This window comes from Zoogloea sp. GDB6 (assembly GCF_056724105.1).
Window position 1 is genome coordinate 95,500 of the sequence record NZ_CM161497.1, and the last position, 19,514, is coordinate 115,013.

The window sequence follows — 19,514 nt, forward strand, 5'->3', positions numbered from 1 at the left end:
TCAATCGAGCTTGAACTCGGCCAGCTTGCGGTAGAGCTGCTGGCGCGACAGACCGAGGCGCCGCGCCGCCTCCGCGCGGTTGCCGGCCGTCGCCGCCAGGGCGCGCACGATCATCTCGCGTTCCACGCGGGCGACGGCCAGTTCCATCGGGCCGTCCCAGTCGATGTCCAGGCCCGGGGCGGACAGCGTGGGCGTCTGCAGGCCGATATGTTCGACATCGATGACGGCGCCGTGGCTGAGGATGGCCGCGCGTTCCATGGCATTGCGCAGTTCGCGCACGTTGCCGGGCCAGGGGTGGGCCAGCAGCAGCCGGGCTGCCGCCGCGCTCAGCCGCTTGGGCGCGTCGCCGCCCAGCAGGCGCAGAAAGTGTTCGGCCAGCGGCAGCACATCGCCCAGGCGCTCACGCAGGGGTGGCAGCCACAGCGGCACCACCTGCAGGCGGTACCACAGGTCTTCCCGGAAGCGCCCCTCCCTGACCGCCGCGGGCAGGTCCCGGTGCGTGGCCGCGACGATGCGCACATCCACCGGCTGGGCGCGGTTGGCGCCGACCGGGGTGATCTCGCGTTCCTGCAGCACCCGCAGAATTTTCGCCTGAGTGGACAGCGGCATGTCGCCGATCTCGTCGAGGAACAGGGTGCCGCCATCGGCCTCGCGAAAGCGCCCGAAGCGCTCACTGACGGCGCCCGTAAACGCGCCCTTGACGTGGCCGAACAGCTCGCTCTCCATCAGCTCGGCGGGAATCGCGGCGCAGTTCACCGCGACGAAAGGCCCGGCGGCTCTGCCGCTGTTGCGGTGCAGGGCGCGTGCCACCAGCTCCTTGCCCGTCCCCGTCTCGCCGAGGATCAACACCGTGGCCTCGCTGCCCGCAGCCAGCCCGATGCGCTTGAAGACCTGGCGCATCGCTTCGCTGCTGCTGACCAGTTCGCTGCTGTCCGCGGGCGCTCTGGCAACGGGCGCGGCGCCGGCCTCCTGCTGCCGGTCCGGCGCATTGGCTTCCTGCCGCAGGGCGCGGCCGAGCGTTTCCACCAAGGTCGCCCGGGCCACCGGCTTGGTCAGATGGTCGAACGCTCCCAGGCGCATCGCCTCGATGGTATTGCCGCCGCTCGCGTAGGCGGTGAGCATGATGCAGGGCACCTGCGAGATACGAGCCGCCCGGCGCAGGAAGGTCAGGCCATCCTCTCCCGGCAGCCGCAGGTCGACGATGGCGGCATCCACCGCCTCGCTGCGCAGCGTGTGCAGGCCCGCGTCGGTGGTTTCGGCCTGCAGCACTGAATGCCCCAGGTCCTGCAGCGTTTCTGCGAGGCTGTCGCGGAACGCCGCGTCATCGTCGACGATCAGGATTCGGGCCACGGCAGCTCCATCTCAATGCGTGTTCCCCTGGCCGACCCGGTGAGCGCGACCTGCCCGCCATGGCCCTGTACGATCTCGCGCACGAGCGCCAGCCCCAGGCCGGTGCCGCCCGCGCGGGACGTGGCAAAAGGCTCGAACAGCGTATCGCGCAGCTCGGCCGGTATCCCGCAACCATTGTCTGCCACCCACAGCAGCAGGGCGCCGCGGCGCGTGCGACTGGCACCGAGCTCGATCTCGCCGCCTTCTCCCGTGTGCGCCAGCGCGTTGAGCAGCAGGTTGTCGAAGACGCGGGCCATTTGTACCGGATCGAACAGCGCGAGTCCTTTTGCGGCGGCGGCCAGTTCCGGCTCAAGCGCCAGCGTGATTCGTACGCCATGCCTTTGCGCCGCTTCGGCGTGGGCGCTGCGCCGCGCCTCCAGCCAGCCCTGCAGGTCGACGGCCTGACGCTCGGCGCGGAACGGTTGCGTCAAAGCCAGCAGGCTCGACACCAGCGTCTCCAGGCGCGCCGTCTGGGACAGCACGGCATCCAGCGCACCCTCCACGCGTGCCTCCCGCAAGTCCGCCGGTGCAGCCAAGGCGTTTTCCACCTTCATGCGCATCGTGCCCAAGGGGTTGCGGATCTCGTGCGCCAGCCCGGCGGAGACGCGTCCCAGCGTGGCCAGGCGTTCGGACTGGGCCAGCTGCCTGCGCAGATCGCTCGACTGACGCTGCCAGCGCGAAATCATCCAGCCCAGCCACGCACCGGAGACCACGACCAGCGCCAGCAGCAGGCTCACCGCGAGGATCAAGGTGTTGACCGTTTCTGTCGCCAGCAGCGGCACGCGCATCAGCGTCCATGCGACCAGGCGCCGGTCATCGGTGTTCACGGGGCAGGCCGCAAAAGCCACCGCCTCGCGCAAACCCGGCCGCACGTCCGCCACGAGGCCTGCGGAATCCTGCGCACGCTGGGCCGTGGCGGCAATGCGCTCCAGTTCGGCGCTCGGTGGATCGCGCTTGATTCCCGTGCCGTCATAGGTTGGAAAGGCGTAGGCCACCACCCCCGCATCCGCGCGCCAGAAGCCGCCCTCCATGCCCGGCTGGTCGCGCAGCGCCAGATCGAGCACCGCCTGTGCCGAGGCCGGGGCCATGGGACGGGACGGACCGTTTGCCGGCGGAAACTGCTGACGCATGCGTACCGCACCCGCTTGCAGCGCCTCGCAACTGGTCGAGGTCAGCTGGCGCGCCCGCGCAATCTGGGGGCCGGCGCTCTGGTGGCTGAGCAACAGCAGCAACCACCCCAGCACAAGCGCAACCGCAGCGATGGAAAGCCAGAGGATCAGCAGATCGCGTCGAACGGATGGTTGCTGCGGCAGATCAGGTTTCCTTGATAAAACGCGCCACCTTGATGAATCAACCAAAGGTCGCGCCGGTTCGCTTGAGATAGTTGAGATAACTGATCCACACAACATGCACAGTGTCCATGTCGCAGACCGTCGGGATTTTCCAGTTTCGCTTTTGCTTGTTACCCGAAAGCTGAACCGCCTCGTTGGTCACCAACTCGCATCCTTTCATCTTCGCGGTTGCGATGATGATGAGATCGTTTTCGTCGACGCCCTTTCCGTAACGGTCTTCCTCGATCCCGAGTAGGGCTTTGACACGCATGGCCTCCAGCAATATAGCTTCGGTGACGGGCAGTTTTTGCAGGTCGGCATTTTTAAGCCACTCCACACACTCAGGCACCTTGTGCTCCACTTCCTCTACCGCCACTTCAGACATCTGGATCAAGCCTTGCGCCATCCGATCCGCCATCCAGTTCCATACCCCCGGAAACTGCTCGATGGGATAGTTATCCCATGCGTGGATCATGGACGACGCATCAAATACTTGCATAGTGCTGTTCAAGCTTGTGCAGGTCGCTGATCTTTAGGTTGTCGAGGTAGGTGCTTGCCTTGGCCAAGGAGATGCGCTGGGCGTTGAGTGCATCGAGGACCGTGCGTACATATCCATCACCAAAAATATGCTTGGGCTCGCGATTGCGATACTCGCGGCTGCCGCCCGTCTTTTGGGGTAATTGACGTGTCGCCCACCATTGCCGGTATGCACCGTACTGAGCCTTCGAAAGCCGGCCAACATCCACCAAACGACGCAGGATGACCTCGCCGCTCACGCCCCAGTGGCGGCGCTGCGGAGCCAGCCATTCGTCGTATGCGGCCACGTCGTCGGGGCGCTCGAGATCCCGGATGCTCAGAAGGAAGGCATCTGGAACCAGCAGCTGGCCCGCAAAGGCATTGGCCTCCTGCTCGACGCCCGCACGCGCATGCAGGTCGCCTTCGTCATCGATAGAACTGGTCTTGTGCAGCAGCAGATGACCCAGCTCATGCATCAGCGTGAAACTCTGGCGCGCATCCGAGTCCTGCTTCTTGACGAGGATCACCGGGCACGCCGGGTCATACAGTGAGAAACCAAGGACCGGACTGTCCTTGGCAATCTGCCACTGACCGTGATAACCGTTGCTCTGGAACACCAGCAAGCCCCGCGCCTCGATGGCCGACCGGTAGCTGTTGAAATCGTTGCGATCAGCAAGCCCCAGCCAATCGCGGACCTTACGCGCGGCATCAGAAACACTGAGTCCTGCCAGATCGGGCGGCGAAAAGTGGACGACCTCCTCCGGGTCGAGCTCGTCCCGCAGGGCGAGATAGATTTCCCGCTGGCGCTCCACGCGCTCTATCAACAACTTCATGCGCGCCGACAACTCTGGCTTCTGGTTGGCGAGTGTGCGGAATTGGGGCGTATGGGCAGCCGCTTCGTTGACCGGCTCCGGTGAAAGAAAGAACAGGGTGCCGCGCCCAAAGTACGTGGCAAGCCTGCGCAACTGCTTGAAGGTGAGCCCCGCTTCTCCCTCGAACACCTTCGCCAGTATCGCCGGCCCAATATCAACCTCGCGGGCGAGTTCATCCCGCGTCATGCCGCTGTCGGCAAGACACCAGTCGATACGGGCCAGGTTGATGGATTGGATGCGCTCCATGGGGCAATTATATGAGCCACGTCATGTTCCTCCTACTGCCCGAACAAGGTGACATGCCGACCCCGCGTGGCCGGAAAATCGCTAATTGCAGACCGGATAAGCCGACGTTCGGGAGCGTTTGCGTTACGGCACGACCAGATCGGCAAGGTGCTCGGCCGACATCGACGGCAGGAACTCGACGATCTCGTAGCTGGCGATCTCTTCCCGGTGAAATGGATCGCTCTGGATAATGCGCTCGACTTCCGCACGGGATCCTGCGGTCGCGAGGATTACGCCCCCCGTACGCGGTTCTTTACGCCCGGAGAGCAGGAAATTCCCCGCGGCGTAATGGCGCTCCAGGAACTGGCGATGTTCTCCAACGAAACGATCGACTTCGGATAAGGGCTTCACGTAGTTCAGCAGCACGACGAACATGGACGGTGACTCCGATGGTTTGTGGCGGTGAGAGAGTATAGGGGGCGAGATGTGAGCGCCTGAAGGGTGAATAGGCGGCCCCAAGGGGCCGCCTATTCATATTCGAGTGGGCACGTGGTCTTCCGCGCTCAGTCCGGCCGCGCCTGCAGTGCCTCGATCAGATCCCGTGCTTCCGCCGCGATCATGGAGCAGGCCCACAGATAGTTCTCCTGCTGGCTCGGTGCCTGCTGTCGGAAAACCTCCCACGCATCTCCGCAGGTCATCGCCAGCAGCGCATGCAATTGCTGCTGGCGCGCCGACAACTGGTCGAACAAGGTCATGCGCCCCACGTCGTCGGCCAGCCGGTACAGGCCGTCGCCGGGCGCCGGAAAACTCAGTGCGTGACTCATGCCGGCGCCCTCCTGTTCAACAAGGCGACATGCCGACCTGGCGTGGTCGGGAAATCAGGGAAAGGGTGCAGAGAAGGGGGCGAAGCGGATGCGTGCGGACGTGCGCACGCCAGGGCGGGAAATGCCATGGTGTGATGCTCCTCGGTTTGCTGGACAGTTCCACCCCTCGCTTCCAAACGGGGGGCGGGCCAAAGCGAGGTTGGAAGACCGGAACCAAGGGACCGGCAGGCCGAAGCCTCCCCGCCCGGCCCACCATTGATCAAGGCGCACCACGGGCGTGACGGACGAAAAAATAGCCGCGGCGCGGCTAATCGGTCCGCCTTGGTTCTCGGGCTTCCAACCCGGATCGTCTCTGTTTCGACGACGCGGGGAGTATTGACCGGGGGGCGGGGGGAGGTCAAGAAGGGTAGGGGCTGCTACCGACCTTGAGCGGTCGTTACATAAGCTCAAATCCAATGGCCGGATTTACGAGCACTCCGGCCATTTTCTCCCCCAGTGGAATTCAAAAGTGGATTAGCGTGATGCAGCCTCGAATTTGCCGGAATAGCGGAAAAGCTGCCCAAACAACGGATGAGTGAGGCGGAAGTCCATGACAAAATGGTTTTCATCCACCGCTTCCTCGACGATGGTGGTGTGGCCCAGCACCATCCATTCCGGGATCGGCAACAGGATCGGTCCCAGCTTCACGACGAACCGGACGCCGCGATAATGGAGTCGGCCTCCTGTCACGTACGGGGCCATCTGTAGTCCGAGCACAGGATTGACGAATTCGATCACCTGGCCGTGGCCAGCCGAGATCCAGAAGCTGTCGAAATAGATCACCCTCCCGTCCGGGTAGGTGATGGTGCGCCGCCAATGCTGCCGCTCACCTACGACGCTCTTTTCAACCACCGTTGGCACCTGCTGCCCACCGCGATTGACCAGCGCCCCGAATACCCTCAGCACACTCAGAAACGGCTGCATGAACCGAGGATACTCAATATCCATCCGGCCAGTGTCAGTCGTCGTGCCGAACCGGTAATGGGCCTGGAGGGCCGGCGGCAGCTTATCCCAGTCGGCGCCGAGCGCCTGTTGCATCAAGCTTTTCATGATCCAACTCCTGGAATGTATTTGAAGACCATCAGTGCGACGACAGCAACCATTGCCGTAAAGGCGGGCACGCCAAGCCAGAACCACCAGCGTGCCATCCGCCAGTAAAGCACCGGCAAGTCAGATCCTTCGGCAACGGCTTCGGTGGCGATTTTCTGCATGCGAATCTGCAGCCAGACCACGGGGAGCCAGCAAGCGCCAGCGAAGAAGAAGAGGGAAAGGCTGGCCGCAATCCACGGCGTTGTCAGCGGAGCATCGAGCAGATGAACCATCCACAGGCCGCTGATGGGCTGCAAGATGACGGTCGGCGTGGTGAAGATCCAGTCGGCCAATACGACATGGCGGTTGGTGACCGCGATATGGGCAAGGTTGCCGCTGCGGTCGGCCATCCATTTGTAGAACGCACTGCCAAGACCAGTGCCGAAGAGAAGCACCATGCTGAGAATATGCAGCGTTTTGAGAACGGAGTAGGTCATGACGCACCCCTTGTGGATGTGCCTGCGGAGAAGAACAGGCTGGGCTTGGTGGTCAGGGGCGGACGGCCCAAGAACTGTACCAGCGGTCGGAAATCGGCCCAGTAGCCGGTCTTCAGCATGCGCAAGTTCTCCGGTTGCAGCATCGGGTTGAAGTGCCGTCCCACCTGGGCAATCGCCATCGCCACCCGGAATGGGATGTGAATAAGCCGGGCGCGGGGCAACCCCAGCGCCTGGCGCATCGTTTGCAGCCACTCGGCGAACGTGATGATTTCAGTGCCTACAATGTCCAGCGTCTGCATCGTCTTGGGCGACGTGAGGCTTTGCATGACGGTGGCCACGACATCGCTGATATGGACAGGCTGCAGTTCTTGCTGCCCGTTATCGATGACCGGGATCCGCGGCAGCGCCGCCAGGCGCATGAACAGGTCCGCGCTCTTGCCGCCGAGGCCGTAAATCAACGAAGGGCGCAGCACGAACCAGTCGAGATCGAGGCTGCGCAGGCAGTCGTCGGCGGCGCGCTTGCTCAGGTGGTAGGCAGAGAACGCCGTCTTGTCGGCTCCCAGCGCCGAGATCTGCAACACCCGCCGGACACCGGCCTGGGCGCAGGCGCGAAACAATGCCGACGGCGCGAGGGCGTGCAGGAGTTCGAAACGCTGGGAGCCGCTTTCCCCGATGATGCCGACGCTATTGATGACGGCATCGACGCCTTCAAGGTGCGGCAGCCAGTCAGCCACCGACAGCATCCGGCTGAAGTCGACTCCCTCGCTGCGGCATACCGGCTTGATGCGGTGTCCGGCAGTAGTCAGTTCAGCGACGAGATTGTGGCCGATGAAGCCGCTCGCCCCGGTCAGCAGAATGTTCACGATGCGCTCCCCGGCTGCCGCGGTACCGTAACGAACTGGCCCAGGCGCTTGCCGATCGAGCGAAGGCCGATCAGCAACCCGACCAAGGCCGCCACCAAGGCAAGACGCAAGCTATCTATCGGGTTGCTGGAGCGCGAGAACATATCGACCATCAGTACCAGCAGCAGCGGGGCGATCACCAGCATCACCTTCGTGTAGCTCAACCAGAAGGACGCAGCCTGCTCATCCGGGCAGACCCGGTTAAGGACATTCACCAGGGGACCGGACAGCACGTGCAGAACCGCGAGGCTCGCGGCGACGCAGATGAGAGATTCAGCAAACAGCAGAACGTAAGGATTCATGAAGGGCTCCCGATTGGTTACTGGAGCCCCCAGTGTGGAGATCAGCCCTCCTGAATCCTTCCATTCCTATCGAAACGGAACATTTTTCGGCTCCGGAAAGATCATTTCGGAGCTTCGGTCAGCCAATCACCGCTACTTGGATGGCTTGCTCCTGGCGTGGAGCTTGCGGAACTGGCCGGGGGTCGTGCCCTCGATCTCGCGGAAGGCCTCGTAGAAATTCGACTGCGAGGTAAATCCCACGCTGAGTCCAACGGACAGGACAGAGGCGGACGGTTCATCACACAACATGGCTTTGGCGGCTGCAACGCGCAGTTCACGCAAGTAGCGGGAGAAACCCTTGCCCAACCGGGCATTCATCAGCTCCGACAGTTGGTGAGTGCTAAGTCCGAGACGTTCAGCCAGACCGGGAAGGCTCAGGTCCGGCTCCACATAGCTTCGGTCAGCTGTCATCAGGGTGTTCAGCCTCGCCAGGGCCGCATCGCAATCCACATTGGTCAGCGTGGAACTGGCATAGGCAGTCTGCACGGTTTCCGTGACCTCAACGGATAGTTTTGGCCGGAGGCCGAGCGTGGTTTGCACCAGAAAAAAGGCGGCCCCGATCGAGATCGCGTACAGACTGAAAAACAGTTTGCCAGGCAGCGACGCCTGGGCCAGCCCAAGCGCCGAGACGCCGATCGCAATACCGAATACGCAGCCCAGCAGAATCATCTCCCGGTGGAAGCTCGCCCGCTCGCCGCGCAGGGCGTAGAGACTGCGCGCCAGCCACAGCAGGTAGCCGGCGCCAACGCTGAAAGCCAGCGGCAAGGACAAATCGTCAGGCAGGAAGGGGGAAATCACGATTGGCAGCGCGTGACCGAGAAGCGCAGGCCTAATCAGAGGGGGCACCTTGGGGGTCAGCAAGGGCTGGCTGAACAGGAAGAAAGAGGGCGCCACGGCAAACAGGATCATGCGGTACGGCAGCGTTGCCACCCATTCCTGATCGAGGTACAGCCACACGAAGTGCGCGATCTGCAGACCGCTCAACGCCATCAGCAGGACAAATCCCATCAGGCGCGACATCGGCTGGCCTTGGTATTGGTCGCCGCGGAAATGCGTCAGGGCAAGGCTAATTGCGCTGAATATCGAGAAACCGGCGAGAAGAATGGCGAGAGAGGTCACTGCACTTGAAAAACAATATTGTTGAATTCAATAAATGGAAATTCTTTCAAGCTGGACTTCGATTGGTAAGAGTCTGCCGCGCTTGCGAGACATCTCGGCGATAGAGGGAAACGAGGCTGAGTACGGGTTTAGCGAAATGGTGTGTAGTCAATGGTGACCCCTTCTGATTTCAGCTCCGCGCGAATTAGATGCGCAAGATGGTGGTGCTGGATCTCGAGGTGGCCGTCATCCCTCCAGGTGACGCGAACCTCTGGGCCGCCGCCTTTCCCGGTCGGTGCTTGACCACGGTTTCCATCGGCGACAAAGAAACTTTGGGGCAGAGAATCCTTCTTGGAGGTGTCGGTGTCAGCGGGCACGATAGAAACATGGCTGTTGAAGCTGGTTGTGGCCCCACAATCTATTTGAAATACAACAGCTTTCAATTTCCCGCTGGGCGACGGGAATTGGTCGATCATCGACTCTGCGCACATATCCGCGCCAAGGCGCGCTAACAATGCAGCGCAGCCACCAAACATTACGAGGGGGGTACCGATAACCCAAAGGACTACTTTTTTCCAAGTGGCCATGTGCTATCGCCAACAGTCTTTACACGAACGCCGGGGCTCGTATGACAGATGACCCCGGAGGCGCCCGGATGGTTGTACTTTGCTCATGAAATTCAGATGTTTCGAGTTCATGTTTACAGCATGAGTGTTTAAGTATGCCAGACAGTTTAACGGGAGCAGTGTCCACTTTGCGAAAGGGTATCTAAGGGGCCGCGATTGGCCGTATTGCACCATTTTCTTGTCATGCCCGCCATGCTCCTGTCTGCTGCGAATGGCTTCAGTTGAGTACGTCACTCCGCGGACGGCCAGCCAATGAGGTTGAGGCCGCGATGGTCCGCCTTGTTCGTTGGTGTATGCATTTGACGTAATCTCATCGTAATATTCCGGCGCGCCGGCGATGCCTGTCCGCCTTGCGGACCCGTCCGGCGCGATCTTCCCTATTTCACCCGGAGCCACGCCATGACGCAGAACCTCGTTTCCCTCGATCTGTCCGCCGAAGCCCTTGCCACGCTGGATCAGGCGCTCACCACCATCGAGCAGATCTTTGCGCCCTTCATCAGCCTGTCGGCCGACGAGGTACGCTCGCTCAGCAAGATGGGCGACAAGTCGGAGCAGTTCTGTCGTCAGACGGCGCTGGTGCTGGAGCACAACCGGGACATCCTGCCGCCGAGCTTTTCGGTGGCTGAGGTGCAGCGCGATTTCGCCGCCTTCGATGCGCTGCGGCCGCGCCTGCTGCGCTTGCGCGAGGTGGTGGCGAAGGCGGAGGACACCACGACGGCGCTGGGCAGCGACATCCTCGTGGCCATGCTGGAAGGGTATGCGTTGATGAAGATGTTCGGAAAGGGGGAGGGGCTGGAGACCCTGCGCAAGGCGATGCTGGTGCGCAATCCCGGCCGCCGCGCCAAGCCGGCCGAAGCCACGGCCTGAGCGCGGGTTGCCGAACGGCGCCGGAGCGCCTTTCGGATTCGCTCGTCGATGCTTGGATGGCATTCTCCCGGAGACGGGAGAATGCCATCCGTTTTTCGGTGGTTGACTCCGGAGTTTTGGCGGCCGTCATCGAATGTCGGGGGGCTCGGGCCGAATATTCGGTCCCGCCCGCCGAAGTTTCGAACGCCGGGACCGGGGTTCCGGATTCAAGGTCCGAAGTTTCGAATCCGGAATCCGAAACTTCGGCAGTCGAGTCCGAAACTTCGGGCTCCGCACCCGAAAAATGGACAGTGAATATCCACCCCGGCGGGTGGGTTGCCGGATGGCCCACGGCCCCCTGTCCTTCGCGGCCAAAATCCCGGAAGATCGCGCCTCTTGAATTGCTCCGCCCCATTCCGGCGGCGGGGCTGCCATGGGGGCCGACTCACATGAAGATCCTTCGAACCCTTGCCGCGCGCAGTGCGCTGCGGGGCCTGGCGCTGGTGTGCGGGCTGGCGGCTGTGCCGGCCTTTGCGGACATGAGCATCGTGATCCTGCGCCACGGCGAGAAGCCCGCCGACGGGCTGGGCCAGCTTACCTGCCAGGGGCTCAACCGCTCGCTGGCGCTGGCGCCGCTGCTGCTGTCGCGCTTCGGCGTGCCGGATGGGGTGTATGCGCCCAATCCGGGGGTGGTGAAGAAGGACAAGGGCGTGCCCTTCAACTATGTGCGCCCGCTGGCCACCATCGAGCCGCTGGCGATCCGCGCCGGCAGGCCGGTGACCCTCGGCGGCGGCATGGAGGACATCAAGCCGCTGGTGCACCAGGTGCTGGCCAAGGAGGCGGGCACCCACGTGATCGCCTGGGAGCACCACTGGGGCGAATCCCTGGCGCGCCTGTTCCTCAAGACCCTCGGCGCCGACCCCAAGGCGGTGCCCAAGTGGGCCGACGACGATTACGACAGCCTCTACGTGATCCGCGTGCAGCAGGCCGGCCACGACGCGCCGGTGGCCCGTTTCAGTGTCGAAAAGCAGGGCCTGGACGGGCTGCCCGAGGCCTGCGCAGTGCTGGCTCCCCCGCCCGCACCCGCAGCCACCCTGGCGCCGGCCGTCGTCGAGTGAAGGCGGCGTGATCCGCCACCTGTATCTGCAGCAAGGAAAGTTGGAAGCATGAGCGAAGAAAAGAAGGAGCCGTGGCTCAACGGCATGTCCCTGGCCACCGTGGTGCTGGCCGTGTGCGCGACCCTGTCCACCTTCAAGGGCGGGTCGTTCTCGACCCAAGGGGTGGTCAATCAGGCGCTGGCCTCGGACCAGTGGGCTTTCTACCAGTCCAAGAGCACCAAGCAGCACCTGTTCGAGGTGCAGGTGGAGCAGTTCCGCCTGCAGGCCATGGCCCTGCCGCCGGACAACCCGGCCGTGCCCGCCTACCAGCAGAAGATCGCCGAGTACCAGAAGGAGATCGAGCGCTACAAGCAGGAGAAGAAGGACATTGAGGCCAAGGCCCGCGGCTTCGAGGCTTTGCGCGACGAAGCCAAACTGCATGGCCGCCCCTTCGGCCTGGCGGTGATCTTCCTGCAGGTGGCGATCCTGCTCAACTCGGTGGCCGGCCTGGTCAAGGCCAAGCGCGTGTGGTGGACCGCGATTCCCATCGGGCTGGTAGGGGTGGCGCTGTTTGCGGATGGGTTCCTGGGGTTCCTGTGAGATTCAGTTCCCAGGATTCTGCTCTCCCTCAGGGCAAATCAACTAGGATGCGGGCGGTCACTCGACCAACCCGATCGAAGTTCCCCGGTTCTGCCGGGTTCAGATACACATGCGCCCTTACTGTCGCGATAGGGCCGCGCTCTATAACAAGAGCCGCGCGTGTCTGATCGTGATGACCGGCCCGCGGCGGAACTCTGAATGGGTCCGTGTTGATCGTGAAACCCGCTTTGGCAAGAAGCGCCTCAGCGTCACTGAACGTAGTGCCTGCGGGTATGTAATTCCTCATGAGCTCGGTGAACTTCTCGTCGACAACCGGTGGCGGGAGACTTCCCGTGGTTTTTTCGAAGTTAATGACGTCAGCCCGCAATTCAGACTGAGTCTCTCCGGTAGCTGTTTTCTCGCACGCACACAGCGCAACGAGCGCTATAAGCGAGAACGCGCGCACCTGCCGCAGGCTGAGCGCCCTGCGGCGTGTCGTACCGGGCAGCTCCGGTTCGGCGGTCCGATTGACTGGATTATTGGTCATGGGGATAGAACGCAAGCTTGAAATTCAAATAGCAGAAGATCGCCGAGTACCAGAAGGAGATCGAGCGCTACAAGCAGGAGAAGAAGGACATCGAAGCCAAGGCCCGCGCCTTCGAGGCTCTGCGCGACGAAGCCAAACTGCATGGCCGCCCCTTTGGTCTGGCGGTGATCTTCCTGCAGGTGGCGATCCTGCTCAACTCGGTGGCCGGCCTGGTCAAGGCCAAGCGCGTCTGGTGGACGGCGATCCCCATCGGGTTGGTGGGGGTGGCGCTGTTTGCGGATGGGTTCCTGGGGTTCCTGTGAGATTCAGTTCCCAGGATTATTTTCTCCTTCAGGGCAAATCAATTGTGATGCTGGCGGTCACTTGACCAATCCGATCGAAGTTCCCTGGCACTGCCGGTTTCAGATACACATGCGCCATTGCGGTCGAGTAGAAGTTGCGCTGTATAACAAGATAAGCGTGTGTCTCATCGTGATGACCGGCCCTCTTTGGAATTCTGTATGGATCCGTGTCGAGCTTGAAACCCGCTTTGACAAGAAATGCCTCAGCGTCACTGAACGTAGTGCCTTCGGGTATGTAATTTCGGATGAGTTCGGTGAACTTCTCGCTAATAATTGGAGGCGGGAGGTTTCCCGTGGCTTTTTCGAAGTTAATGACGTCAGTCCGCAATTCAGACTGAGCCTCTCCGGTAGCTGTTTTCTCGCACGCGCACAGCGCAACAAGCGCTATAAGCGAGAACGCGCTCGCCTGCCGCAGGGCGCTCAGCCTGCGGCGTGTCGCACCGGGCGGCTCCGGTTCGGCGGTCCGATTGACTGGATTATTGGTCATGGGGATAGAACGCAAGCTTGAAATTCAAATAGCAGAAGATCGCCGAGTACCAGAAGGAGATCGAGCGCTACAAGCAGGAGAAGAAGGACATCGAAGCCAAGGCCCGCGGCTTCGAGGCCCTGCGCGACGAAGCCAAACTGCATGGCCGCCCCTTCGGCCTGGCGGTGATCTTCCTGCAGGTGGCGATCCTGCTCAACTCGGTGGCTGGCCTGGTCAAGGCCAAGCGGGTGTGGTGGACGGCGATTCCCATCGGGTTGGTGGGGGTGGCGCTGTTTGCGGATGGGTTCCTGGGGTTTCTGTGAGATTCAGTTCCCAAAATTGCGCTTTCCCTCAGGGCAAATCAGCTGTGATGCGGGCGGTCACTAGACCAACCCGATCGAAGTTCCCCGGTACTGCCGGGTTCAGATACACATGCGCCGTTACGCTCGAGATGAAGTTGCGCCGTATAACAAGAAACGCGCGTGTCTGGTTTCTCGCACGCGCACAGCGCAACAAGTGCCATAAGCGAGAACACGCGCATCTGCCGCAGGGCATTCAGCCTGCGGTGTGTCGCACCGGGCAGCTCCGGTTCGGCGGTCCGATTGATGGATTATTGGTCACGGAGATGGAACGCAAGCTTGAAATTCAAATAGTAGGCAGGCGCCAAGAAAAGCATTACGACAGCGGTGTTGAGCAGCCAGGCCACGCCGTCAGTTGAAAGATTGTAGTCATCCGGGATTGATGAATCCATGAGCATCCCAACAACAAAGTCTGCTACGCAGAAGGCAAACGTTGGCTTCCAATAGTCCCGAACCCAGGTCGGATACCACCTGTATGTCAGAGAGAGAATGCCGAGTGCCAGTGCGATAGATGCAACGATAGTTCCGAACACCAGGAACTCGGGATAGCCAAGTACAGAACTGTCTTCGGCCGCGAGAAGCCCACCAAGTAACACCAGGACTGCGTAAATGGTGGCAATGAATTTTAGAAAAAGCACAGGTATTCCGATTGGGAATGGCGAACCGCGTTTACACGGACGCGTGGGTCTGCTTTTGGCGGACGCCTGGCGAGGTTTCAAGCAAGCTCCACGGCAGGCAAACGTATCCGACGGAGCCGTCATTCTATCGAAGCCGTGAGCCATCCGAATTGATTACCTCTTTCGCATGGGGCGCGATCTCCGCCGGGGGCCGTCCTGTATCGGAAGCCTTCGATTGGGTGCGGGGATAGGGTTGGAGGGGGCTCAGGCTTGTGTCTTGACGACGCTGCGCGGCTTGCGGGTGGGCCTGGGTTTCGTCGGTGGCGACAAAGCCTTGCCTGCGATAGAAGGTCCAGGCCCTCGCATTGGAGTCGGCGACCCAGGCGAAGATGTTTCTGGCCCGTGCGGTAGCCTACAACCCAGTCGGCCGCAGGTGGTCCACGAACCACGCCAGCGCGGCGCTGGAACTGGCTTCGAAGTCCCGCCCGTAGGCATCGAAATGGCCGGCGCCGGGGATGATGCGCAGGGACTTGGGTTCGAGGGCGTTGCGGTAGGCGGCCAGAGCGAGGTCGGTGGGGGTGATCGAGTCCTGTTCGGCGATCTGCATCAGCAGGGGAGTCGGGCTGATGCGTTCGATGTAGTCGCCGGGGTTGTAGGCCCGCGCGAACTCGACGGAGCGCAGGCTGATCTCCGGTTTTTCGGCGGGGGCGCGCCGGTAGGCGGCGGTGTACCAGGCGATGGAGTCCGGGCTGCGGTAGACGGCGCCGGAGTCGGCGTCGCCCATCAGCGGCAGCATGGCCGGCGCGGCCCTGGCGGCACGTTGCTGGCGGTCGGTGGCGAAGCGTTCCAAGAGGGCGGTTTCGGCGTCTCCGGAGACGCGGCGCAGGGCGGCCTGGGTGCCGTTGGTGGTCGGTACCTGGACGGCCACGCATTTGACGCGGCGGTCGGTGGCGGCGACGACCAGCGCGTGCCCGCCGCTGTAGCTGCTGCCCCAGATGCCGACGCGCTCGCCATCGATGCCGTCCAGGCCGCGGGCATGGGTGATGGCGTGGCGAAAATCCTCCACCTGCTGCCACGGGTTGGCCTCGTGGCGTGGCAGGCCGTCGCTGGCGCCGAAGCCGCGGTGGTCGTAGAGCAGCACCGCAAAGCCGGCGGCGGCGAACTTCTCGGCGTAGAGGTCGGTGAACATCTCCTTCGTCGTGCCGTAGCCGCCGCACATCACGATGGCCGGCAGGTGTTGCCCGGTGGCCTCCTGCTGCGGGCGGTACAGCCAGCCGCGCAGGGTGATGCCGTCGGCGTCGAATCCGATGTCCTGGCGCTGGACGGGGCCCGGATGGGCGGCTGGGGCCGGAGTGGCTTGCGGGTTCATGCGGTGGTTTCTCCTCTGGGCTTGCGGTTGGTACGCCGGGTGGGCATGGGAGGAGAGTAGGCGGATGAAGCGCGGCCCGCTGCGCTGGCCTTGCCATCTTCGGTGGCGAATCGGACAAGCGGGCGGGCGCCCTGCCGATGGCGCCCGGCTGGGGGACGCTCAGTCCGCGAAATAGCTGCTCGGTGCGGCGCCCATCAGGCGCCGGAACACCTGGGTGAAGGCGCCCGGCGTCGCGTAGCCCAGGTCGGCGGCGACCACTGTGACGGGCTCGCCGGCGGCCAGCCGTGGCAAGGCGAGCATGATGCGGACCTGCTGGCGCCAGGCGCTGAAGGTGACGCCGAACTCCCTGTTGAAGAGGCGCGCCAGCGTGCGGCCGGAGGTGCCGGCGAAGCTGGCCCAGTCCTCCAGGCTGTCGCCCCGGGCCGGGTCGGCGATGAGCGCGTCGCAGACCCGGGCCAACCGCTTGTCCCTGGCGGTGGCGAGGCGGAAGTCGATGGCCTGGCAGGCCAGCGCGATCTCGCCGAGCAGCACGGCCAGGATCTGCGCGTCGTGGCTGTCTTCCGCATAGCCGATGGGCACGGCGGCGGCCCGTAGCAGCAGCTCGCGCAGGAAGGCCGACACGCGGATGACCCTGGGGTGGGCGGGCAGGTCCGGCGGCAGCACGTCGGGCCGCACGTAGAGGCTGCGCAGGCTGACGCGGCCGATGGCCTGCATGCGGTGGTCGAGCTCCGGCGGCATCCACAGCGCGTGCTGCGGTGGGACCAGCCACAGGGCGGTGGCGGTGGACACCTTCATCAGGCCGGCCGTGGCGTAGATGAGCTGGCCCCGGGTGTGGCGATGGGTGTCCACTGCGAAACCGTCCGGGTAGTCCTTGGGCATCACCCCCAGCGGCATGGCGGCGGTTTCGTAGTCGGAGCGGCGGGTGCTTTTTAGGGACATGGGGCTAGGGCGCGCGGTTCACCCGCCGCAGCCGGCCCAGGATCAGCGGCACGAAGCCGATGAGGATGCCGCCGATGCCCATGATGTCGGTGACGGCGTCGAAGCTGGGGATGCTGTAGATGGCGATGAAGACCATGAACAGCGCCGCCAGCAGCGGCCACAGCACGTAGGACACGGCGTCCACGGCGCCGCTCGCCAGCCTGGCGCGGTAGTGCCAGGCGCAGGCGAAGCCGGCCAGGCTCATGTAGAAGCAGATCTGGAAGCCGATGGCGAGGATGGAGCTTTGCAGGATGCGGCTCACCGACGGCATGTAGGACGCGCTGAACAGCAGCAGCACGCCGAGCAGCCAGATCACCAGCGTGGCCAGCCACGGGGTCTGCCACTGGGGATGGATGTCGGCGTAACGGGGGTGGAGCATCTCGTCGCGGGCCATCGCGAACATGCTGCGGCTGAACTGCAGGATCTGGGTCTCGATGGTGCCGATGGTGCTGAGAATGGTGGACAGCACCGCCAGGTAGTTCCACGGCGGTGGAAAGAGCTTGTTGGCGATGGCGTACAGCACGTTGGTGTTGGCCGTGGCGATCTCCTCGTCGCTGAGCACGATGAGGACCACGACCATCATGATGATGAAGAACAGGATCAGGTTCACCATCGCCCAGAAGGCGCCCTTGCCGGCCGGGTGGGCGCCGTCCGTGCCGTCGTGGCGGGTTTCCTCGCTGAGGTTGAGGGTCACGTCCCAGCCCCAGTAGAAGAAGATCGCGGTCAGCGCGCCGGTGGCGAACAGCTGCGGCGTGAAGGAGAACGGCGAGAACCAGATGACCGACGGCACGTGGGCCGGCCGCCCGCCGTATTCGACGAAGGCACCGACGATCAGCGCCAGCACCACGGCGGTCTCGGTGCCGGTGAGGAGCAGTTGCGCGTAGCTGGAGTGCTTGATGCCGCGGGTCACCACGGCGGTGACCAGGGTCAGCCAGAGTGCCGCGGTGAAGGTCACCCAGGCGGTGCTCTCGACCTTGCCGGGGGCGAGCAGCACCAGCGTCGACGTGGCCGCCGGGACGGTGGCCGAGACCATGAAGAAGATCGACGCGACCAACAGCCCCCAGCCGGCGAAGAAGCCCCACCTGCGCCCGAAGACGTGGCCGACCCAGGCATAGGCGGCGCCGGCGTCGGGGGTGATTTTGCACAGGTGGAAGAAGGCCAGCATGATGCCGAACATGATCAGGCCGCAGTACAGGATGCTGCCCACCGACAGCACGCCCACCGCGGCGACGATGGTGGCGGTGGTGACGGCGACGCTGAAGGCCGGTGCGGTGCCGGCGATGCCCATCACCGCCGATTCGAAGGCGCCGAGGGCGTCCGGGGCCAGTTTGCGCCGGGTGTCCATGCCGGCCGGGCTTCAGGTCGTGGAGGCCAGCAGCGCGACGGCGGAGGCGAAGTCGTCCACCACGGCGGCCGGGCGATGGGTGGGGTGGTGCTCGTCCGCCGGGCGGAACTTGCCGGTGCGCACCAGGATGCCGGGAATGCCGGCGGCGTGGGCGCCGCCGATGTCGTCGGCCAGATCGTCGCCGATCAGCACGGCGTCGGCGGGGGCCACGCCGAGTTCGTCGAGCACGGTGCGGAAGAAGAGCTCGGCCGGCTTGCCGACCACCTCGGCCTGGCGGCCGCTGCTGTATTCCAGGCCGCTGACGAAGGCGCCCATGTCGAGGGTGAGGCCGTCGTGGGCCATGAAGTAGCGGTTGCGGGCCATCACGATGAAGGGCAGGCCCTGCATCAGCAGGCGGAAGACGGTGTTCAGCGCGTCGTATTCGAAATGCGGGCCGGCGTCGCCGATCACCACCGCATCGGGCTCGGCATGGCTGGTGCCGATTTCGCCGGCGATGTCGGGGTGGACCAGGTAATGCGGATGCAGGCCGCGCTGCTCCACCAGCCGGCGGGTGGCCAGCACGGCGGTCTGGATCTCGTCGGCGGTGATGTCGAAACCCATCGCCTGCAGGCTGGCGACGATGCGCCCGCGCGGGCTGCGCGTGGTGTTGGTCAGGAAGCGCAGCGGCAGGCCGCTGGCGCGCAGGGCCTCGAGGGCCCGGACCGCGCCGGGGATGGCCTGGTCGTCGATGTGCAGCACGCCGGCCAAGTCGATCAGCACGGCACGGGGGGCGGTGGGCAGGGGCATGAATGTCTCTCCGGTCGGCAGCGGCCGGCTGCGGGGCCTTCAGTGGAAGCCCAGGCCGAAGCGGGCGCGGTGTACCACCGGGCGGCCGGCGGCGTCTGGTTCGATACGGTGGGTGGCACCCGGCGGTAGTGGCGCGCCGGCCGGGGCGAGTTGCTGGTTGGCGATCAGCATCGACAGCCAGGCCTGGGCGTCGGCCCGGGCGGCGTCCGCGGCGGCGTCGCCGTCCAGCCAGTCGAGCTCGCCGGCCGCCGTCAGGCGGACCCGGCACGGGAAGCGTACCGGGGCGTAGAGGGTGTGGCCGTGCCCGCCGTCGAGGGCCTGCAGGCGGGTGACCTGCAGGTCGTAGCTGCCGTCGGGCCGGTGCGCGTCGATGCCGGCCAGTTCCAGCCCGCGCCGGGCCAGTCCGGCATGTAGCAGGGCTTCGTCCGGGTTGGCGGCGGGGGCTTGCGGGTCGGTCACGGGGCTATCCGAGGTGTTGGTGGAGGCCGGCGGGGC

Annotated in this window: 24 protein-coding genes; 5 read left to right on the forward strand and 19 right to left on the reverse strand. The window is 64.0% G+C overall.

The window, feature by feature from the left end; all coding sequences use genetic code 11:
• The 12 genes from AC1PQG_RS00450 to AC1PQG_RS00505 all read right to left on the reverse strand — a co-directional run bounded on the left by AC1PQG_RS00450 (position 1) and on the right by AC1PQG_RS00505 (position 9,539).
• Positions 1-1,350: a sigma-54-dependent transcriptional regulator gene (locus tag AC1PQG_RS00450; RefSeq protein ID WP_481120724.1), complete on the reverse strand. Its 1,350-nt coding sequence runs from the start codon at positions 1,348-1,350 to the stop codon at positions 1-3.
• Complete coding sequence (locus AC1PQG_RS00455) at positions 1,335-2,747, reverse strand: sensor histidine kinase (protein WP_481120725.1); 1,413 nt, start codon at positions 2,745-2,747, stop codon at positions 1,335-1,337. Before AC1PQG_RS00455 ends, AC1PQG_RS00450 begins: the two co-directional genes overlap by 16 nt.
• Positions 2,740-3,219, reverse strand: a complete 480-nt coding sequence (locus AC1PQG_RS00460; RefSeq protein ID WP_481120726.1) for a DUF4411 family protein — start codon at positions 3,217-3,219, stop codon at positions 2,740-2,742. Before AC1PQG_RS00460 ends, AC1PQG_RS00455 begins: the two co-directional genes overlap by 8 nt.
• Positions 3,206-4,354, reverse strand: a complete 1,149-nt coding sequence (locus AC1PQG_RS00465; protein ID WP_481120727.1) for an ImmA/IrrE family metallo-endopeptidase — start codon at positions 4,352-4,354, stop codon at positions 3,206-3,208. The genes AC1PQG_RS00460 and AC1PQG_RS00465 overlap by 14 nt, the downstream gene beginning before the upstream one ends.
• A 123-nt stretch (positions 4,355-4,477) precedes the next feature.
• Positions 4,478-4,768 carry a YciI family protein gene (locus AC1PQG_RS00470; RefSeq protein ID WP_481120728.1) on the reverse strand — a complete coding sequence of 97 codons (291 nt, stop codon included), beginning with the start codon at positions 4,766-4,768 and terminating at the stop codon, positions 4,478-4,480.
• A 128-nt stretch (positions 4,769-4,896) separates the two neighbouring features.
• Positions 4,897-5,157: a hypothetical protein gene (locus AC1PQG_RS00475; protein ID WP_481120729.1), complete on the reverse strand. Its 261-nt coding sequence runs from the start codon at positions 5,155-5,157 to the stop codon at positions 4,897-4,899.
• Positions 5,158-5,670: 513 nt separating this feature from the next.
• Entirely contained in the window at positions 5,671-6,246 is a 576-nt protein-coding gene (locus tag AC1PQG_RS00480; protein WP_481120730.1) for a DUF4166 domain-containing protein, read from the reverse strand.
• The gene (locus AC1PQG_RS00485; RefSeq protein WP_481120731.1) at positions 6,243-6,722 is read right to left on the reverse strand and encodes a DUF2269 family protein; all 480 of its coding nucleotides are present in this window, start codon (positions 6,720-6,722) and stop codon (positions 6,243-6,245) included. The genes AC1PQG_RS00480 and AC1PQG_RS00485 overlap by 4 nt, the downstream gene beginning before the upstream one ends.
• On the reverse strand, positions 6,719-7,585 hold the full coding sequence (locus AC1PQG_RS00490; protein WP_481120732.1) for a complex I NDUFA9 subunit family protein: 867 nt from the start codon (positions 7,583-7,585) through the stop codon (positions 6,719-6,721). The genes AC1PQG_RS00485 and AC1PQG_RS00490 overlap by 4 nt, the downstream gene beginning before the upstream one ends.
• Positions 7,582-7,926, reverse strand: a complete 345-nt coding sequence (locus tag AC1PQG_RS00495; protein WP_481120733.1) for a hypothetical protein — start codon at positions 7,924-7,926, stop codon at positions 7,582-7,584. Before AC1PQG_RS00495 ends, AC1PQG_RS00490 begins: the two co-directional genes overlap by 4 nt.
• A gap of 132 nt (positions 7,927-8,058) precedes the next feature.
• Complete coding sequence (locus AC1PQG_RS00500) at positions 8,059-9,084, reverse strand: AraC family transcriptional regulator (protein WP_481120734.1); 1,026 nt, start codon at positions 9,082-9,084, stop codon at positions 8,059-8,061.
• Positions 9,085-9,212: 128 nt separating this feature from the next.
• On the reverse strand, positions 9,213-9,539 hold the full coding sequence (locus tag AC1PQG_RS00505; RefSeq protein WP_481120735.1) for a hypothetical protein: 327 nt from the start codon (positions 9,537-9,539) through the stop codon (positions 9,213-9,215).
• Positions 9,540-10,088: 549 nt separating this feature from the next.
• Between AC1PQG_RS00505 and AC1PQG_RS00510 the strand changes: the two genes are divergently transcribed.
• The 4 genes from AC1PQG_RS00510 to AC1PQG_RS00525 all read left to right on the forward strand — a co-directional run bounded on the left by AC1PQG_RS00510 (position 10,089) and on the right by AC1PQG_RS00525 (position 13,060).
• The gene (locus AC1PQG_RS00510) at positions 10,089-10,556 is read left to right on the forward strand and encodes a hypothetical protein (RefSeq protein WP_481120736.1); all 468 of its coding nucleotides are present in this window, start codon (positions 10,089-10,091) and stop codon (positions 10,554-10,556) included.
• 428 nt (positions 10,557-10,984) lie between these two features.
• Entirely contained in the window at positions 10,985-11,653 is a 669-nt protein-coding gene (locus AC1PQG_RS00515) for a hypothetical protein (protein WP_481120737.1), read from the forward strand.
• Positions 11,654-11,701: 48 nt separating this feature from the next.
• Positions 11,702-12,232, forward strand: coding sequence for a DUF4337 domain-containing protein (locus AC1PQG_RS00520; protein WP_481120738.1), 531 nt, complete (start codon positions 11,702-11,704; stop codon positions 12,230-12,232).
• Positions 12,233-12,796: 564 nt separating this feature from the next.
• Positions 12,797-13,060, forward strand: coding sequence for a DUF4337 family protein (locus AC1PQG_RS00525; RefSeq protein ID WP_481122947.1), 264 nt, complete (start codon positions 12,797-12,799; stop codon positions 13,058-13,060).
• A 28-nt stretch (positions 13,061-13,088) separates the two neighbouring features.
• Here the strand turns inward: AC1PQG_RS00525 and AC1PQG_RS00530 are convergent, their stop codons facing one another.
• Positions 13,089-13,586 (reverse strand): hypothetical protein, encoded by a 498-nt coding sequence (locus AC1PQG_RS00530; RefSeq protein ID WP_481120739.1) that lies wholly within the window; start codon positions 13,584-13,586, stop codon positions 13,089-13,091.
• A gap of 38 nt (positions 13,587-13,624) precedes the next feature.
• On the opposite strand from AC1PQG_RS00530, the gene AC1PQG_RS00535 reads away from it, so the two are divergent.
• On the forward strand, positions 13,625-13,888 hold the full coding sequence (locus tag AC1PQG_RS00535; protein WP_481122948.1) for a DUF4337 family protein: 264 nt from the start codon (positions 13,625-13,627) through the stop codon (positions 13,886-13,888).
• 287 nt (positions 13,889-14,175) lie between these two features.
• On the opposite strand, the gene AC1PQG_RS00540 is transcribed toward AC1PQG_RS00535, so the two are convergent.
• From AC1PQG_RS00540 to AC1PQG_RS00565, 6 genes are all read right to left on the reverse strand, one after another.
• On the reverse strand, positions 14,176-14,643 hold the full coding sequence (locus AC1PQG_RS00540; protein WP_481120740.1) for a hypothetical protein: 468 nt from the start codon (positions 14,641-14,643) through the stop codon (positions 14,176-14,178).
• A 310-nt stretch (positions 14,644-14,953) separates the two neighbouring features.
• Complete coding sequence (locus AC1PQG_RS00545; RefSeq protein WP_481120741.1) at positions 14,954-15,910, reverse strand: alpha/beta hydrolase; 957 nt, start codon at positions 15,908-15,910, stop codon at positions 14,954-14,956.
• 159 nt (positions 15,911-16,069) lie between these two features.
• A complete protein-coding gene (locus AC1PQG_RS00550; RefSeq protein WP_481120742.1) occupies positions 16,070-16,849 on the reverse strand; it encodes an AraC family transcriptional regulator in 780 nt (259 codons plus the stop codon).
• Between the two features lie 4 nt (positions 16,850-16,853).
• Positions 16,854-18,233 carry an APC family permease gene (locus AC1PQG_RS00555; protein ID WP_481120743.1) on the reverse strand — a complete coding sequence of 460 codons (1,380 nt, stop codon included), beginning with the start codon at positions 18,231-18,233 and terminating at the stop codon, positions 16,854-16,856.
• Between the two features lie 12 nt (positions 18,234-18,245).
• Positions 18,246-19,019 carry a TIGR01458 family HAD-type hydrolase gene (locus tag AC1PQG_RS00560; protein ID WP_481120744.1) on the reverse strand — a complete coding sequence of 258 codons (774 nt, stop codon included), beginning with the start codon at positions 19,017-19,019 and terminating at the stop codon, positions 18,246-18,248.
• A 39-nt stretch (positions 19,020-19,058) separates the two neighbouring features.
• Complete coding sequence (locus tag AC1PQG_RS00565) at positions 19,059-19,478, reverse strand: hypothetical protein (RefSeq protein ID WP_481120745.1); 420 nt, start codon at positions 19,476-19,478, stop codon at positions 19,059-19,061.
• Between the last annotated feature and the right edge of the window lie 36 nt (positions 19,479-19,514).